This is a genomic window from Bacillus tequilensis KCTC 13622 (assembly GCF_000507145.1).
Lineage (GTDB): Bacteria > Bacillota > Bacilli > Bacillales > Bacillaceae > Bacillus > Bacillus tequilensis.
The window spans coordinates 118,450-135,169 of record NZ_AYTO01000041.1 but is presented as its reverse complement, the minus strand read 5'-3'; the positions used below and the strand labels follow the sequence as shown (position 1 = coordinate 135,169).

Sequence of the window (16,720 nt, the reverse complement as noted above, 5' to 3'; positions counted from 1 at the left end):
AAATGCTAACGATTACCGAGGCAAAGAGTGGGGAAACCCGCTCTTTTGTATTGAACAAGAGAAATTTGTCTCGACATGTTCATCGTTTACTTTTTAGCCCCTGCTCTTTTGAAGCAGGGTTTTTATGCAGAGTGACGAGACGAATATGAGATCGACAGCACAAGGAGGAAGAACATGAGCAAAAAAGTGACTGACACCGTTCAAGAAATGGCTCAGCCAATCGTAGACAGCCTTCAGCTGGAACTCGTTGACATTGAATTTGTCAAAGAGGGTCAAAGCTGGTTCCTTCGCGTGTTTATTGATTCCGATGACGGTGTGGACATTGAGGAATGTGCCAAAGTAAGCGAAGCTTTAAGTGAAAAGCTTGATGAGGCAGACCCAATTAGCCAAAATTACTTTCTTGAAGTCTCATCTCCGGGAGCTGAGCGTCCGCTGAAGAAAAAAGCCGATTTCGAAAAATCACTTGGAAAAAATGTGTACATTAAGACGTATGAGCCTATTGAGGGTGTAAAAGTGTTTGAAGGTGAACTGGCTGAATTTGATGGACAAACAGTGACAGTTGAGATCACGATCAAAACAAGAAAGAAACGGATCAATATTCCGTATGACAAAATAGCTAATGCGAGATTAGCTGTTACATTCTAATGAATACAAATGTTTTAAGGGGGGAGACCGTTAAATGAGCAGTGAATTATTAGATGCTCTCACGATTCTTGAAAAAGAAAAAGGCATCAGTAAGGAAATTATCATTGAAGCAATCGAAGCTGCGTTAATTTCTGCTTATAAGCGGAATTTTAATCAAGCGCAAAATGTACGGGTGGATTTAAACCGTGAAACTGGCTCCATCCGTGTGTTTGCAAGAAAAGATGTCGTTGACGAAGTATACGACCAAAGACTGGAGATCTCTATTGAAGAGGCACAGGGCATCCATCCGGAATATATGGTCGGCGATGTCGTTGAAATCGAAGTAACGCCTAAGGATTTCGGGCGCATTGCTGCTCAAACAGCGAAGCAGGTTGTCACACAGCGTGTGCGCGAAGCTGAGCGCGGTGTGATTTATTCTGAATTTATCGACCGTGAAGAAGACATCATGACAGGTATCGTCCAGCGTCTGGACAATAAGTTTATCTATGTGTCTTTAGGCAAAATTGAAGCCTTGCTGCCGGTGAATGAGCAAATGCCAAATGAAAGCTACAAGCCTCATGACCGCATTAAGGTATATATCACAAAAGTAGAAAAAACGACGAAGGGCCCGCAGATCTATGTGTCAAGAACACATCCAGGCTTGCTAAAGCGTTTATTTGAAATCGAAGTGCCTGAAATTTATGATGGAACTGTCGAGCTGAAATCTGTTGCCAGAGAAGCCGGCGACCGTTCAAAAATTTCTGTCCGCACAGATGATCCTGACGTGGATCCTGTCGGCTCATGCGTAGGTCCTAAAGGTCAGCGTGTTCAGGCGATCGTCAATGAATTAAAAGGTGAAAAAATTGACATTGTCAACTGGTCCAGTGATCCTGTGGAATTTGTCGCAAATGCGCTCAGCCCTTCAAAAGTGATGGATGTCATCGTTAATGAAGAAGAAAAAGCGACAACTGTTATTGTTCCTGATTACCAGCTGTCTTTGGCAATTGGCAAAAGAGGACAAAACGCACGCTTAGCTGCTAAACTGACAGGCTGGAAGATTGATATTAAGAGCGAAACGGACGCAAGAGAACTTGGAATCTATCCGAGAGAACTTGAAGAAGATGATGATGAACCGCTCTTTACAGAGCCTGAAACTGCTGAATCGGATGAATAAGAGGTGACCTTAGGTGAATAAACACAAAAAGATCCCGTTACGCAAATGTGTAGTGACTGGTGATATGAAGCCTAAAAAGGAACTGATCCGAGTTGTACGTTCGAAAGAAGGCGAAGTCTCAGTAGACCCGACCGGAAAAAAGAACGGACGGGGTGCTTATTTAACGCTGGATAAAGAGTGCATCTTAGCAGCAAAAAAGAAAAACACTTTGCAAAATCAATTTCAATCACAAATCGATGACCAGATTTTCGAAGAATTGCTGGAGCTGGCGGAAAAGGTGAAAAAATAAAATGTCTGGAATGGAATGGTTTCCCTTGCTGGGTCTGGCCAATCGAGCTCGTAAGGTCGTGTCAGGCGAGGACTTGGTAATCAAAGAAATCAGGAATGCGCGTGCAAAGCTTGTCCTGCTTACAGAGGATGCATCATCTAACACAGCGAAAAAAGTAACCGACAAGTGCAATTATTATAAAGTTCCTTTTAAAAAAGTTGAAAGTCGCGCGGTTCTTGGGCGCTCTATAGGTAAAGAAGCCCGTGTCGTTGTCGCCGTCACTGACCAAGGTTTTGCGAATAAGCTGATCAGCTTGCTCGATTAATATTTTTGGGGGTGAACGAATGGCTAAAATGAGAGTATACGAATATGCAAAAGCGTTAAATGTTTCAAGTAAGGAAATTTTGACCGCACTGAAAAACATGGATTTAGAAGTGAATAATCATATGGCCATGCTTGAAGAAAAGGCCATTAAACAGCTTGATGCCAAATTTAAAAAAGGCGGCGCAGCCGCTACATCTCAAAAGCCTGCAGAAACGAACAAAAACAAACAGCCGCAAGGGGTTAATCAGCAATCAGCTGGAAATCAACCAAATAAAATTCGAGACGGAAAGAAGAATGACGTGCAGAATAATCAATTTAACAAAAACAAGAAGAATAACAACAACAAAAAAAATAAACGCAACCAAAACAACAATAAAAACCAATATCAGCAAAAGCCTGTAAAACCGAAAAAAGAGCTTCCGGAGAAAATTACATTCTCTGGCACTTTAACAGTCGGCGCACTGGCTGAAGAGCTTGGCAAAGAGCCTTCAGAAATCATTAAAAAGCTGATGCTTCTTGGCGTAATGGCAACCATTAACCAAGAACTTGATAAAGACACAATCGAGCTCATCGCATCAGAATATGGTGTTGAAACAGAAGAAGTCATTGTGCTTGAAGAAACCGAGCTGGAAAAATACGAAGAGCCGGATAATGAAGAGGATCTTGAAATTCGTCCTCCTGTTGTCACAATCATGGGGCACGTTGACCACGGTAAAACAACGCTTCTTGACAGCATCCGTAAAACGAAGGTTGTTGAAGGAGAAGCAGGCGGAATTACTCAGCATATCGGTGCTTACCAAATTGAAGAGAACGGCAAGAAAATTACGTTCTTGGACACTCCTGGACACGCCGCATTTACTACAATGCGTGCACGCGGTGCAGAAGTAACTGATATTACAATTCTCGTTGTAGCTGCCGATGACGGTGTAATGCCGCAAACAGTAGAAGCAATTAACCATGCAAAAGCAGCTGAGGTTCCAATTATCGTTGCTGTGAATAAAATTGATAAAGAATCCGCAAACCCTGACCGTGTCATGCAAGAACTGACGGAATACGGACTTGTCCCTGAAGCTTGGGGCGGAGAAACGATTTTTGTGCCGCTTTCCGCTTTAACTGGAAAAGGCATTGATGAACTCATTGAAATGATTTTGCTTGTCAGTGAGGTAGAGGAACTGAAAGCGAATCCGAACCGCCAGGCAAAAGGAACGGTTATTGAAGCGGAACTCGATAAAGGCAGAGGATCAGTTGCGACATTGCTCGTACAAACTGGGACACTGCATGTCGGTGATCCGATCGTAGTCGGCAACACATTCGGCCGTGTCCGTGCAATGGTTAACGATATTGGACGCCGTGTGAAAACTGCCGGCCCGTCAACTCCGGTTGAAATTACCGGTTTGAATGATGTCCCTCAAGCGGGAGACCAATTCCTTGTTTTTAAAGATGAAAAAACAGCTCGTTCTGTCGGGGAAGCCCGTGCTTCGAAACAGCTTGAAGAGCAGCGCAGCGATAAAGCGAAGCTCAGTCTTGATGACTTATTCGAGCAAATTAAACAAGGTGATGTAAAAGATATCAACCTCATCGTAAAAGCTGACGTTCAAGGATCTGCTGAAGCTTTAACAGCCACACTTCAAAAAATTGAAGTAGAAGGCGTTAAAGTGAAAATCATTCATACAGGCGTTGGTGCGATTACTGAATCTGACATTATCTTGGCATCTGCTTCCAATGCAATTGTTATCGGGTTTAATGTGAGACCTGACGGAAATGCTAAGAGTACGGCTGAAGCTGAAAATGTAGATATTCGACTTCACCGTATCATTTACAAAGTAATTGACGAGATTGAAGCAGCCATGAAAGGTATGCTTGATCCTGAATATGAAGAAAAAGTAATTGGTCAAGTAGAAGTGCGCCAAACATTCAAGGTATCTAAAATCGGTACAATTGCCGGCGGATATGTTACTGAAGGAACCATTACGCGTGACAGCGGCCTCCGTTTAATTCGTGACGGCGTCGTTATCTTCGAAGGCGAAGTAGACGTTCTGAAACGTTTTAAAGACGATGTGAAAGAAGTTTCACAAGGCTATGAATGTGGTATTACAATTAAGAAATACAATGACATTCGTGAAGGTGACATCCTTGAAGCGTATGTCATGCAAGAAATTGAAAGAACGTGATCGGATTTGCGGAGTGTGAATGCATCATTTATAATGCAGGATCGCTAAAGGAAAAGCGTGCCGTTCTTAAGCGGATCTTAACCAGGGTTCAAAACAAGTTCAATGTTTCGATTTCGGAGATTGACTACCAGGACACCTGGCAAAGAACCAGCTTTGGAATCGCCGCTGTTTCTTCCTCTCGCGTTCAAACAGAAAAAGAGCTGCAGCGCGTTCTGGCGTTTATCGATTCTTTTCCTGAAATTGAACGGACGATCACTAGAACAGAGTGGTTTTAACTTAGAGGTGATTGAATTGAGTATGAGAGCAAACCGTGTCGGCGAGCAAATGAAAAAAGAACTCGGTGATATTATCAGCCGTAAGCTGAAAGATCCGAGAATTGGTTTTCTGACAGTAACGGATGTACGTGTATCAGGTGATTTGCAAATTGCAAAGGTGTATATCTCGGTACTCGGTGACGAGAAAAAACGGGAGGAAGCGCTGAAAGGGCTGGCAAAGGCGAAAGGATTTATCCGATCCGAAATCGGCAGCCGCATCAGACTTCGAAAAACGCCTGAAATTGAATTTGAGTTCGATGAATCAATCGATTACGGAAATCGTATCGAAACATTGATTCACGAATTACATTCAGAGAAACCATCTGAATAAAAAATGGAGAGGATAGGCGTATATCGTCTGTCCTCTTTTCTGCGTTTTAAAGAGAAAAGCTTAAAAGAAGGAGTGAAAGGCAAATGGTTAACGGAGTTCTCCTTTTACATAAACCAGTTGGCATGACATCGCATGACTGTGTCATGAAGATCCGAAAACTGTTAAAAACAAAAAAAGTAGGACATACGGGAACGCTTGATCCAGAAGTGTCAGGCGTGCTTCCGATTTGTGTGGGAAGGGCGACAAAAATTGTCGAATACTTAACTGAAAAGTCTAAAACGTATGATGCGGAAATCACGCTTGGCTTTTCAACGACAACAGAGGATCAAACCGGTGAAACGGTTGAAACAAAGCCTGTCAATCAAGATATTGATAAAGCAGCAGTGGAAAAGGTATTAAACAGTTTAAAGGGGAAACAAGAACAAACTCCGCCTATGTATTCCGCTGTAAAAGTAAACGGCAAAAAATTATACGAATACGCAAGGTCAGGGATTGAAGTAGAACGTCCAAAGCGTATGATTACCATCGAAGACATTGAGCTGACGACAGAGATTAAACATAATGGAGAAACTGCAAGCTTCCGGTTTACGGTGACATGCTCAAAAGGGACTTATGTAAGAACGCTGGCGGTTATGATTGGAGAAAAACTTGGATATCCGGCTCATATGTCTCATTTAATTCGTACGGCATCGGGAGATTTTTCTCTCGACGAATGCTTTACTTTTGATGAACTGGAAGCTCAGGCGCAGTCTGGGACCGTATGGGAGCATACAGTTCCTATTGAACGCGCGCTCAATCATTTGCCGAAATGGACCATAAGTGATACATTAGCTAAGAAAGTAGAAAATGGGGCTTTGCTTGAGACGCCCGAACAGTTTTCTGAAATGACAAGCGAAGACCGGATTGCTGTCTTTACTGAATCCGGCAGCTGTTTGGCGATCTATTTCCCACATCCTTCAAAAGATGGGCTGTTAAAGCCGGCAAAAGTATTGATGCAAAAAAGCGAACAATAGAAAAAAGGTGACCGTTCTGTGAAGACGATACATATTACACATCCGCATCATTTAATGAAAGAGGAGCAGGTAAAGTCTGTGATGGCGTTAGGGTATTTTGACGGCGTTCATCTTGGACATCAAAAGGTAATCGGCACAGCGAAGCAAATAGCCGAAGAAAAGGGCCTGTCTTTAGCTGTGATGACCTTTCATCCTCACCCTTCCCATGTTTTAGGCAGGGATCAGGAGCCAAAGGATTTGATTACGCCTCTGGAAGACAAAATAAACCAAATTGAACAATTAGGCACAGAGACTCTGTATATCGTTACATTTAATGAAGTGTTTGCTTCTCTTTCCCCTAAACAGTTTGTAGACCAGTATATTATCGGTCTTAATGTACAGCACGCAGTGGCGGGCTTTGACTTTACGTACGGCAAATACGGCAAGGGAACAATGGAAACCATGCCGCATGATTTAGACGGAAAAGCTGAATGCACAATGGTAGAAAAATTAACGGAGCAGGATAAAAAAATCAGCTCCTCGTATATCCGCACAGCGCTTCAAGACGGCGATGTTGAATTGGCGAGTGTCTTGCTCGGAAAGCCTTATTTTATAAAAGGAATTGTTATTCACGGTGATAAAAGAGGGCGTACCATCGGGTTTCCGACAGCAAATGTCGGTTTAAATAACAGCTATATCGTTCCGCCGACGGGTGTATATGCCGTAAAAGCGGAAGTCAACGGCGAACTCTACAATGGCGTTTGCAATATCGGTTATAAGCCGACGTTTTATGAAAAACGTCCGGAACAGCCTTCCATCGAGGTCAATCTGTTTGATTTCGATCAGGAGGTATACGGAGCCGCTATAAAAATCGAATGGTATAAACGAATTCGGAGCGAGCGGAAATTCAATGGCATCAAAGAATTAACAGAGCAAATTGAAAAGGATAAACAGGAGGCCATCCGTTATTTCAGCGATTTGCGGAAATAACATGCAACGCACACAAATTTTATTCTAAAATATTTGCATATAGGCACGATTTTTAGTATGATAGTTTTCGTAGTCTTAAAACCATTGCTTGGCAATCCGAAGTCACCGACGGTTGCTAGGTAACTGGGGCTAAATATGATTTGGAGGTGAAACAGGATGGCAATTACTCAAGAGCGTAAAAACCAACTCATCAGCGAGTTCAAAACACACGAATCTGATACTGGATCTCCAGAAGTTCAGATCGCTATCCTAACTGACTCAATTAACAACTTGAACGAGCATTTACGTACTCATAAGAAAGATCACCATTCACGTCGCGGTCTTCTTAAAATGGTAGGTAAGCGTCGTAATCTTCTTACGTATCTACGTAATAAAGACGTAACTCGTTACCGTGAGTTAATTAACAAACTAGGCTTACGTCGATAATCGTAAAAAGCGGGAGGATTCCCGCTTTTTTATCGTATTAAAGCGAAAATTTCTTATAACAAATCATTGAAATCCTTTTACATACTACTTTGACATTGATATGTTCAATTCATTTCGTTCATAATAGGAGTAATCGATTATTTCACACAACGAAGAGAGGAGTTCGTAATTGTATGGGACAAGAAAAACATGTCTTTACCATAGATTGGGCCGGAAGAACGCTTACAGTTGAAACCGGCCAGCTTGCCAAACAGGCAAACGGTGCTGTGATGATCCGTTACGGTGATACAGCAGTACTGAGTACAGCAACCGCTTCAAAAGAACCAAAGCCGCTGGATTTCTTCCCGCTTACTGTAAACTATGAGGAGAGATTATATGCGGTAGGGAAAATTCCAGGCGGATTTATTAAAAGAGAAGGGCGCCCAAGTGAAAAGGCGGTTCTTGCCAGCCGTTTAATTGACCGTCCGATCCGTCCTTTATTTGCCGATGGATTTCGTAATGAAGTTCAAGTCATCAGCATTGTCATGAGTGTTGACCAAAACTGCTCTTCTGAGATGGCTGCCATGTTCGGTTCATCTCTTGCGCTTTCTGTATCGGATATTCCGTTTGAAGGACCGATTGCAGGGGTGACCGTCGGACGCATTGATGATCAATTTATCATTAACCCGACCGTCGATCAGCTTGAAAAAAGCGACATCAATCTCGTTGTTGCCGGCACGAAAGATGCCATTAACATGGTAGAAGCGGGAGCGGACGAAGTTCCTGAGGAAACCATGCTTGAAGCCATTATGTTCGGCCATGAAGAGATTAAACGCCTGATTGCATTCCAAGAAGAAATTGTTGCAGCAGTCGGCAAAGAGAAATCTGAAATTAAGCTCTTTGAAATTGATGAAGAGCTTAGCGAAAAAGTAAAAGCTTTAGCAGAAGAGGATCTGCTGAAAGCTATCCAAGTTCATGAAAAGCATGCTCGCGAAGCTGCCATTAGCGAAGTGAAAAACGCAGTTGTGGCAAAATTCGAGGATGAAGAGCATGATGAAGACACAATCAAGCAAGTAAAGCAGATTTTATCCAAGATGGTAAAAAATGAAGTGCGGCGCCTGATTACTGAAGATAAGGTAAGACCGGACGGCCGCGGTGTCGATCAAATCCGCCCGCTTTCTTCAGAGGTCGGCCTCTTGCCAAGAACGCACGGATCAGGTCTGTTTACAAGAGGACAAACTCAGGCTCTCAGCGTATGTACGCTAGGTGCGCTGGGTGATGTACAAATTCTTGACGGCTTAGGTGTTGAAGAATCAAAACGGTTTATGCATCACTACAACTTCCCGCAATTCAGCGTTGGGGAAACAGGACCGATGCGCGGACCGGGACGCCGTGAAATCGGACACGGAGCACTGGGTGAGCGTGCGCTTGAGCCAGTTATTCCGTCTGAAAAAGACTTTCCTTACACTGTCCGACTTGTATCAGAGGTGCTTGAATCAAACGGTTCTACTTCTCAAGCAAGTATCTGTGCAAGCACACTTGCAATGATGGATGCCGGTGTACCGATTAAAGCGCCGGTTGCTGGTATTGCGATGGGTCTCGTCAAATCAGGTGAACATTACACTGTTTTGACTGATATTCAAGGCATGGAAGACGCGCTTGGAGACATGGACTTTAAAGTAGCCGGCACGGAAAAAGGCGTAACAGCGCTGCAAATGGACATTAAAATCGAAGGCCTTTCCAGAGAGATTCTTGAAGAAGCGCTTCAGCAGGCGAAAAAGGGAAGAATGGAAATCCTCAACAGCATGCTTGCGACATTAAACGAATCAAGAAAAGAGCTTTCTCGTTATGCGCCTAAGATTTTAACAATGGCCATTAATCCTGATAAAATTCGCGATGTCATCGGGCCAAGCGGAAAACAAATCAATAAAATCATCGAAGAAACCGGTGTTAAAATTGATATTGAACAGGACGGCACAATCTTTATTTCTTCAACAGATGAAAGCAGCAACCAAAAAGCGAAAAAAATCATCGAAGACCTTGTCAGAGAGGTTGAAGTCGGCCAGCTTTACTTAGGTAAAGTGAAACGAATCGAAAAATTCGGGGCTTTCGTTGAAATTTTCAGCGGAAAAGACGGTTTGGTGCACATTTCAGAGCTTGCGCTTGAACGCGTAGGAAAAGTTGAAGATGTTGTGAAAATCGGAGACGAGATTCTTGTCAAGGTCACTGAAATTGATAAACAAGGACGAGTCAATTTGTCTCGTAAAGCGGTGCTCCGTGAAGAGAAAGAAAAAGAAGAACAACAATCTTAAATGAAAACATAAAGGAGCCTGGGAGACCCGGCTTCTTTATTTTGAAGCTTTTAAAACGCAGGCGGGTTCTACCTTGTCCTTCTCCTTCATAATCTGGAGGGGAGGGGGGGACAGAACATGTACAAAAAATTTGTACCGTTTGCCGTTTTTCTATTTCTTTTTTTTGTCTCATTTGAGATGATGAAAAATCCGCACACACTTGATTATATAGGTGCAATGAAAAAAGATACGGTGACTGTCACGGCGTCCAAAGACCCGTTATATGAAGAATTGCTTCAAAAAGCGCCGGAATACGAGGTTAAGCCTCAGGATGCAAGAATTGATAAAGTGTGGAAAAGCATTCCCGGCTACAATGGATTGAAGGTCAATATTGAACAATCATATAAAAAAATGAAAAAGCACGGCGAGTTTCGAGAGAGCGATTTGGTGTACAGCCAAGTAAAACCAAACGTTCATCTTGAGTCTCTTCAGCCTGAGCCCATTTATAAAGGAAATCCAGACAAACCGATGGTGGCTTTTTTAATTAATGTGGCGTGGGGAAATGAGTATTTGGAAACAATGCTCCCTATTCTGCAAAAGCACCAGGTCAAGGCGACGTTCTTTTTAGAAGGCAATTGGGTGAGAAACAATGAACAGCTCGCTAAGAAGATTGCGCAAGACGGACATGAAATCGGAAATCATTCATACAATCATCCGGATATGAGCAAACTGACTACAGGAAGAATTTCCGAGCAGCTCGACAAGACAAATGAACAAATAGAACGAACGATGGGTGTTAAGCCAAAGTGGTTCGCTCCGCCGAGCGGAAGTTTCAGAAAAGCGGTAGTCGACATTGCAGCTGAGAAACAGATGGGAACAGTCATGTGGACAGTTGATACGATCGATTGGCAAAAACCGGCTCCGTCTGCCCTTCAAACGAGAGTGTTAAGCAAGATACATAATGGTGCCATGATATTAATGCACCCGACTAATCCCACGGCGGAAAGTCTTGAAGCGCTGATTATAAAGATAAAAGATAAAGGATACGCGCTTGGAACAGTCACTGAACTAATGGACGAAACAAGACTGTTGAAGTAACAGTTGCAGGCAGCTTGTCTTTGAATAGGAGGAACAAATTTGATTAAACGATATACGTGTCAAAATGGTGTAAGAATTGTGCTGGAAAATAACCCGACAGTTCGTTCTGTCGCGATCGGCGTGTGGATCGGCACAGGTTCGCGGCATGAAACGCCGGAGATAAACGGAATTTCTCACTTTTTAGAGCACATGTTCTTTAAAGGGACGAGCACAAGATCTGCACGCGAGATAGCAGAATCTTTTGATCGTATTGGCGGTCAGGTCAATGCGTTTACCTCAAAGGAATATACCTGCTACTATGCAAAGGTGCTTGATGAGCATGCGAATTACGCGCTTGACGTATTAGCAGATATGTTCTTTCATTCAACATTTGATGAAAACGAGCTGAAAAAAGAAAAAAATGTAGTGTATGAAGAAATTAAAATGTACGAAGATGCGCCGGACGATATTGTGCATGATTTACTGAGCAAAGCGACTTATGGCAATCATTCTTTAGGCTACCCAATTCTTGGAACGGAAGAAACGCTTGCCACCTTCAATGGCGATTCCCTGAGACAATACATGCATGATTACTATACACCGGACCGAGTGGTGATTTCAGTAGCCGGCAATATATCCGACAGTTTTATCCAGGATGTAGAGAAATGGTTCGGCTCATACGAAGCGAAGGGCAAAGCAACCGGCCTTGAGAAACCCGAGTTCTACACGGAACAGCTGACGAGAAAAAAAGAAACGGAGCAGGCTCATTTGTGCCTCGGATTTAAAGGCCTTGAGGTTGGCCATGAACGCATTTATGATTTAATCGTTCTGAATAATGTGCTCGGAGGCAGCATGAGCAGCCGATTGTTCCAAGATGTCCGCGAAGATAAAGGGCTCGCTTATTCTGTTTACAGCTATCACAGCTCTTATGAGGACAGCGGAATGCTTACCATTTATGGCGGCACGGGTGCAAATCAGCTTCAGCAGCTGTCAGAAACAATTCAAGAAACCCTCGCCACATTAAAACGTGATGGAATTACCTCTAAAGAGCTGGAAAACAGCAAAGAGCAAATGAAGGGAAGCTTGATGCTGAGCTTAGAAAGCACAAACAGCAAAATGAGCCGAAACGGAAAAAATGAACTGTTGCTCGGCAAACATAAAACATTAGATGAGATCATCAATGAATTAAACGCCGTGAACTTAGAGCGTGTCAACGGCCTCGCCAGACAATTGTTTACTGATGACTATGCACTGGCACTCATCAGCCCTTCCGGTCATATGCCTTCATAGAAGGAAAAGCCTGCCCCATAACGCGGCAGGCATTTTTTTATCCCTTTGATCATACATAGTACAAGGGGGTGACAGACATGCGGCTCAGTGAATTATCTGGAAAGGAAATCGTAGACATCAAAAGAGCTGAACGGCTGGGAGTCCTCGGCCAGACCGATTTAGAAATCAATGAACAGGATGGCCAGATTACAGCACTTCTCATTCCGACAGTTAAGTGGTTTGGTTTGAGAAAACAAGGTCATGACATTCGTGTCCCCTGGCATCATATTCAAAAGATCGGATCAGATATGATCATATTAGATGTCCCTGAGGAAATGTCTCCTCGACAAGAGTAAGGCTCTAAAGTAAGCATTTGAAACATCGGCTGAGGCAGCCGATGTTTTTTTTATATGAAAAAAGCGCATGTTTTAATTCACCGGTATTTCCTTTTGATCATAAGATGAAGGGGAGCTTAACAACTAGAGATCTAGTATACACAAAGAAGGTGAACGTTTAGAATGTTAACCGGATTGAAAATTGCAGTTATCGGCGGTGACGCAAGACAGCTTGAAATTATAAGAAAGCTCACTGAACAGCAGGCTGACATCTATCTTGTCGGTTTTGACCAATTGGATCACGGTTTTACCGGAGCAGTAAAATGCAATATTGATGAAATTCCTTTTCAGCAAATAGACAGCATCATTCTTCCAGTGTCTGCGACCACAGGAGAAGGTGTCGTATCGACTGTATTTTCGAACGAAGAGGTTGTGTTAAAGCAGGACCATCTCGACAAAACGCCTGCACACTGTGTCATTTTCTCAGGGATTTCTAACGCCTATTTGGAAAGCATTGCTGCTCAAGCAAACAGAAAACTTGTTAAGCTGTTTGAGCGGGATGACATTGCGATATACAATTCTATTCCGACAGTAGAAGGAACGATCATGCTGGCTATTCAGCACACGGATTATACGATACACGGATCTCAGGTGGCCGTTCTCGGTTTGGGACGCACCGGGATGACAATTGCCCGTACATTTGCCGCACTCGGAGCGAATGTAAAAGTAGGGGCAAGAAGTTCAGCGCATCTGGCACGTATCACTGAAATGGGGCTCGTTCCTTTTCACACCGATGAGCTGAAAGAGCATGTAAAAGATATAGATATTTGTATTAATACCATACCGAGTATGATTTTAAATCAAACGGTACTTTCTAGCATGACACCAAAAACCTTAATATTGGATCTGGCCTCACGCCCTGGGGGAACGGATTTTAGATATGCCGAAAAACAGGGGATTAAAGCACTTCTAGCCCCCGGCCTTCCAGGGATTGTCGCTCCTAAAACGGCTGGGAAAATCCTCGCAAACGTCTTGAGCAAGCTTTTGGCTGAAATACAAGCTGAGGAGGGGAAATAAGGATGTCGTCATTAAAAGGAAAAAGAATCGGGTTTGGGCTGACCGGATCGCATTGCACATATGAAGCGGTTTTTCCGCAAATTGAGGCGCTGGTCAACGAAGGGGCTGAAGTTCGGCCGGTTGTCACATTCAACGTGAAATCAACAAATACTCGATTTGGAGAGGGAGCCGAATGGGTTAAAAAAATTGAAGACCTGACTGGGTATGAGGCCATTGATTCGATTGTAAAGGCAGAGCCCCTTGGGCCGAAGCTGCCCCTTGACTGCATGGTCATTGCTCCTTTAACCGGCAATTCAATGAGCAAGCTGGCAAATGCTATGACAGACAGCCCGGTGCTGATGGCGGCAAAAGCGACAATCCGAAACAATCGCCCAGTCGTTCTTGGCATCTCGACAAATGATGCTCTCGGTTTAAATGGAACAAATTTAATGAGGCTCATGTCAACAAAAAATATCTTTTTTATTCCATTCGGGCAAGACGACCCTTTTAAAAAACCGAATTCAATGGTAGCCAAAATGGATCTGCTTCCGCAAACCATTGAAAAGGCGCTTACGCATCAGCAGCTTCAGCCGGTTCTCGTTGAGAATTATCAGGGAAATGACTAAATTTACAGAAAATCTTTCCCAAACTAAAAAATTCAGTCATCACCCGCATATTCTATGGTAAAATAAAATGTAAAATCATAGTCAAATCAATTCAATGATGCTGATTGGCGGAAGGAGTTTTACAGATGGGAAGAGGTTTACACGTAGCTGTTGTCGGAGCGACAGGGGCTGTAGGACAACAAATGCTTAAAACACTTGAAGACAGAAACTTTGAAATGGACACACTTACATTGCTATCTTCAAAACGTTCTGCGGGGACAAAAGTCACGTTTAAAGGCCAAGAGCTGACTGTTCAGGAAGCTTCTCCTGAGAGCTTTGAAGGGATAAATATTGCGTTATTCAGCGCCGGCGGAAGCGTATCACAAGCATTGGCTCCAGAAGCTGTAAAACGCGGCGCTATTGTTATAGATAATACGAGTGCATTCCGGATGGATGAAAATACCCCGCTTGTTGTGCCTGAAGTGAATGAGGCAGACTTGCGCGAACACAACGGCATTATTGCCAACCCTAACTGCTCTACAATCCAAATGGTTGCGGCTCTTGAACCGATCCGTAAAGCATATGGCTTAAACAAAGTCATCGTATCAACTTACCAGGCGGTATCAGGAGCGGGAAATGAAGCTGTAAAAGAGCTTTACAGCCAAACACAGGCAATTTTAAATCAAGAAGAAATTGAGCCTGCGATCATGCCTGTAAAAGGCGACAAAAAACACTATCAAATCGCCTTCAACGCGATTCCGCAAATTGATAAATTCCAAGATAACGGCTATACGTTTGAGGAAATGAAAATGATAAATGAAACGAAAAAAATCATGCACATGCCTGACCTTCAAGTAGCGGCAACATGTGTGAGACTCCCAATTCAAACTGGGCACTCAGAGTCCGTCTACATCGAGGTAGACCGTGATGACGCTACAGTTGAAGATATTAAAAATGTATTAAAAGAAGCTCCGGGCGTGACCCTACAGGATGACCCGAGCCAGCAGCTATATCCGATGCCTGCTGATGCCGTCGGCAAAAACGATGTATTTGTAGGCCGCATCCGCAAAGACTTGGACAGAGCAAACGGTTTTCATTTATGGGTTGTTTCTGATAACCTATTAAAAGGCGCGGCATGGAACTCTGTTCAAATTGCAGAAAGCCTGAAAAAACTAAACCTCGTATAAAAGAGAGAATTTCCTAAAGACGAATAGAAGAGAGTAAGGCGCTATCAGCCTGCTCTCTTCTGTTACGTCCGAATAATTTGGAGTGAAAACAGTGAAGATAATTGTTCAAAAGTTCGGCGGAACATCAGTAAAAGATGATAAAGGCCGCAAACTGGCTTTAGAGCATATTAAAGAAGCAATCAGTGAAGGATATAAGGTTGTCGTTGTCGTTTCAGCGATGGGCCGGAAAGGTGACCCGTACGCAACAGATTCTCTGCTGGGGCTGCTTTACGGCGATCAATCAGCGATTTCTCCAAGGGAGCAGGATTTGCTTTTATCATGCGGAGAAACGATTTCCTCTGTCGTCTTTACAAGCATGCTGCTTGATAATGGTGTGAAAGCAGCTGCGCTGACAGGGGCTCAGGCTGGTTTTTTAACGAATGATCAGCATACCAATGCGAAAATCATGGAAATGAGACCGGAGCGTTTATTCAGTGTGCTCGCGAATCATGACGCTGTAGTCGTCGCAGGGTTTCAGGGGGCAACGGAAAAGGGCGATACAACAACGATTGGCAGAGGGGGCAGCGACACGTCTGCAGCCGCACTCGGAGCAGCAGTTGACGCGGAATACATTGATATTTTCACCGATGTAGAAGGCGTGATGACTGCTGATCCGAGAGTGGTAGAAAATGCAAAACCGCTTCCTGTCGTGACATATACAGAAATTTGCAACTTGGCGTATCAAGGAGCGAAGGTCATTCATCCGCGGGCTGTGGAAATTGCAATGCAGGCCAAGGTTCCGATCCGCGTCCGTTCGACTTATTCAAAAGATAAAGGCACATTGGTGACATCGCATCACTCTTCCAAAGTCGGAAGCGATGTTTTTGAAAGGCTGATTACGGGAATCGCCCATGTCAAAGACGTCACGCAGTTCAAAGTGCCTTCGAAAATCGGCCAGTATAATGTTCAGACTGAAGTGTTCAAGGCGATGGCGAACGCGGGAATCAGCGTCGATTTCTTTAACATTACACCTAGTGAAATCGTATATACGGTGGCCGGGAATAAAACAGAAACAGCTCAGCGCATTTTAATGGAAATGGGCTATGATCCGATGGTAACGAGAAATTGTGCGAAGGTATCGGCGGTCGGAGCGGGTATTATGGGTGTTCCGGGTGTCACGTCCAAAATTGTTTCGGCGCTTTCAGAAAAAGAAATACCGATCCTTCAGTCGGCTGACAGCCATACGACGATATGGGTGCTCGTCCATGAAGCAGATTTGGTTCCTGCTGTAAACGCTTTGCATGAAGTGTTTGAACTTTCCAAGTAAA

At 43.6% G+C, this 16,720-nt stretch carries 18 protein-coding genes; all 18 read left to right on the top strand.

Annotation, left to right across the window (positions count from 1 at the left end; all coding sequences use genetic code 11):
* The first annotated feature begins 174 nt into the window (after nucleotides 1-174).
* The 18 genes from rimP to dapG all read left to right on the top strand — a co-directional run bounded on the left by rimP (nucleotide 175) and on the right by dapG (nucleotide 16,719).
* On the top strand, nucleotides 175-645 hold the full coding sequence (rimP, locus tag V756_RS0118800) for a ribosome maturation factor RimP (RefSeq protein ID WP_024716022.1): 471 nt from the start codon (nucleotides 175-177) through the stop codon (nucleotides 643-645).
* 34 nt (nucleotides 646-679) lie between these two features.
* Nucleotides 680-1,798 (top strand): transcription termination factor NusA, encoded by a 1,119-nt coding sequence (gene nusA / locus V756_RS0118795; protein ID WP_024716021.1) that lies wholly within the window; start codon nucleotides 680-682, stop codon nucleotides 1,796-1,798.
* Nucleotides 1,799-1,811: 13 nt separating this feature from the next.
* Nucleotides 1,812-2,087: an RNase P modulator RnpM gene (gene rnpM / locus V756_RS0118790; RefSeq protein ID WP_024716020.1), complete on the top strand. Its 276-nt coding sequence runs from the start codon at nucleotides 1,812-1,814 to the stop codon at nucleotides 2,085-2,087.
* Between the two features lies 1 nt (nucleotide 2,088).
* Nucleotides 2,089-2,391: a YlxQ family RNA-binding protein gene (locus tag V756_RS0118785; RefSeq protein ID WP_024716019.1), complete on the top strand. Its 303-nt coding sequence runs from the start codon at nucleotides 2,089-2,091 to the stop codon at nucleotides 2,389-2,391.
* Between the two features lie 19 nt (nucleotides 2,392-2,410).
* On the top strand, nucleotides 2,411-4,561 hold the full coding sequence (infB, locus tag V756_RS0118780; protein ID WP_024716018.1) for a translation initiation factor IF-2: 2,151 nt from the start codon (nucleotides 2,411-2,413) through the stop codon (nucleotides 4,559-4,561).
* Nucleotides 4,558-4,836 (top strand): DUF503 domain-containing protein, encoded by a 279-nt coding sequence (locus tag V756_RS0118775; RefSeq protein WP_024716017.1) that lies wholly within the window; start codon nucleotides 4,558-4,560, stop codon nucleotides 4,834-4,836. The genes infB and V756_RS0118775 overlap by 4 nt, the downstream gene beginning before the upstream one ends.
* A 16-nt stretch (nucleotides 4,837-4,852) precedes the next feature.
* Nucleotides 4,853-5,206, top strand: a complete 354-nt coding sequence (gene rbfA, locus V756_RS0118770; protein WP_009967251.1) for a 30S ribosome-binding factor RbfA — start codon at nucleotides 4,853-4,855, stop codon at nucleotides 5,204-5,206.
* An 83-nt stretch (nucleotides 5,207-5,289) separates the two neighbouring features.
* A complete protein-coding gene (truB, locus tag V756_RS0118765) occupies nucleotides 5,290-6,219 on the top strand; it encodes a tRNA pseudouridine(55) synthase TruB (RefSeq protein WP_024716016.1) in 930 nt (309 codons plus the stop codon).
* 18 nt (nucleotides 6,220-6,237) lie between these two features.
* Nucleotides 6,238-7,188, top strand: coding sequence for a bifunctional riboflavin kinase/FAD synthetase (ribF, locus tag V756_RS0118760; protein ID WP_024716015.1), 951 nt, complete (start codon nucleotides 6,238-6,240; stop codon nucleotides 7,186-7,188).
* A 156-nt stretch (nucleotides 7,189-7,344) separates the two neighbouring features.
* Nucleotides 7,345-7,614 carry a 30S ribosomal protein S15 gene (gene rpsO, locus V756_RS0118755; RefSeq protein ID WP_003154182.1) on the top strand — a complete coding sequence of 90 codons (270 nt, stop codon included), beginning with the start codon at nucleotides 7,345-7,347 and terminating at the stop codon, nucleotides 7,612-7,614.
* A gap of 173 nt (nucleotides 7,615-7,787) precedes the next feature.
* Nucleotides 7,788-9,905: a polyribonucleotide nucleotidyltransferase gene (gene pnp / locus V756_RS0118750; RefSeq protein WP_024716014.1), complete on the top strand. Its 2,118-nt coding sequence runs from the start codon at nucleotides 7,788-7,790 to the stop codon at nucleotides 9,903-9,905.
* 117 nt (nucleotides 9,906-10,022) lie between these two features.
* Nucleotides 10,023-10,982 (top strand): polysaccharide deacetylase family protein, encoded by a 960-nt coding sequence (locus tag V756_RS0118745; RefSeq protein ID WP_024716013.1) that lies wholly within the window; start codon nucleotides 10,023-10,025, stop codon nucleotides 10,980-10,982.
* 39 nt (nucleotides 10,983-11,021) lie between these two features.
* Nucleotides 11,022-12,251, top strand: coding sequence for a M16 family metallopeptidase (locus V756_RS0118740; RefSeq protein ID WP_024716012.1), 1,230 nt, complete (start codon nucleotides 11,022-11,024; stop codon nucleotides 12,249-12,251).
* A 77-nt stretch (nucleotides 12,252-12,328) separates the two neighbouring features.
* Nucleotides 12,329-12,586, top strand: a complete 258-nt coding sequence (locus tag V756_RS0118735) for a YlmC/YmxH family sporulation protein (protein WP_014664003.1) — start codon at nucleotides 12,329-12,331, stop codon at nucleotides 12,584-12,586.
* 162 nt (nucleotides 12,587-12,748) lie between these two features.
* Nucleotides 12,749-13,642 carry a dipicolinic acid synthetase subunit A gene (dpaA, locus tag V756_RS0118730; protein ID WP_024716011.1) on the top strand — a complete coding sequence of 298 codons (894 nt, stop codon included), beginning with the start codon at nucleotides 12,749-12,751 and terminating at the stop codon, nucleotides 13,640-13,642.
* 2 nt (nucleotides 13,643-13,644) lie between these two features.
* Nucleotides 13,645-14,247, top strand: a complete 603-nt coding sequence (gene dpaB, locus V756_RS0118725) for a dipicolinate synthase subunit B (RefSeq protein WP_024716010.1) — start codon at nucleotides 13,645-13,647, stop codon at nucleotides 14,245-14,247.
* A 125-nt stretch (nucleotides 14,248-14,372) separates the two neighbouring features.
* Nucleotides 14,373-15,413 (top strand): aspartate-semialdehyde dehydrogenase, encoded by a 1,041-nt coding sequence (asd, locus tag V756_RS0118720; RefSeq protein WP_024716009.1) that lies wholly within the window; start codon nucleotides 14,373-14,375, stop codon nucleotides 15,411-15,413.
* A gap of 91 nt (nucleotides 15,414-15,504) precedes the next feature.
* Complete coding sequence (gene dapG / locus V756_RS0118715; RefSeq protein WP_024716008.1) at nucleotides 15,505-16,719, top strand: aspartate kinase; 1,215 nt, start codon at nucleotides 15,505-15,507, stop codon at nucleotides 16,717-16,719.
* Nucleotide 16,720: the final 1 nt, after the last annotated feature.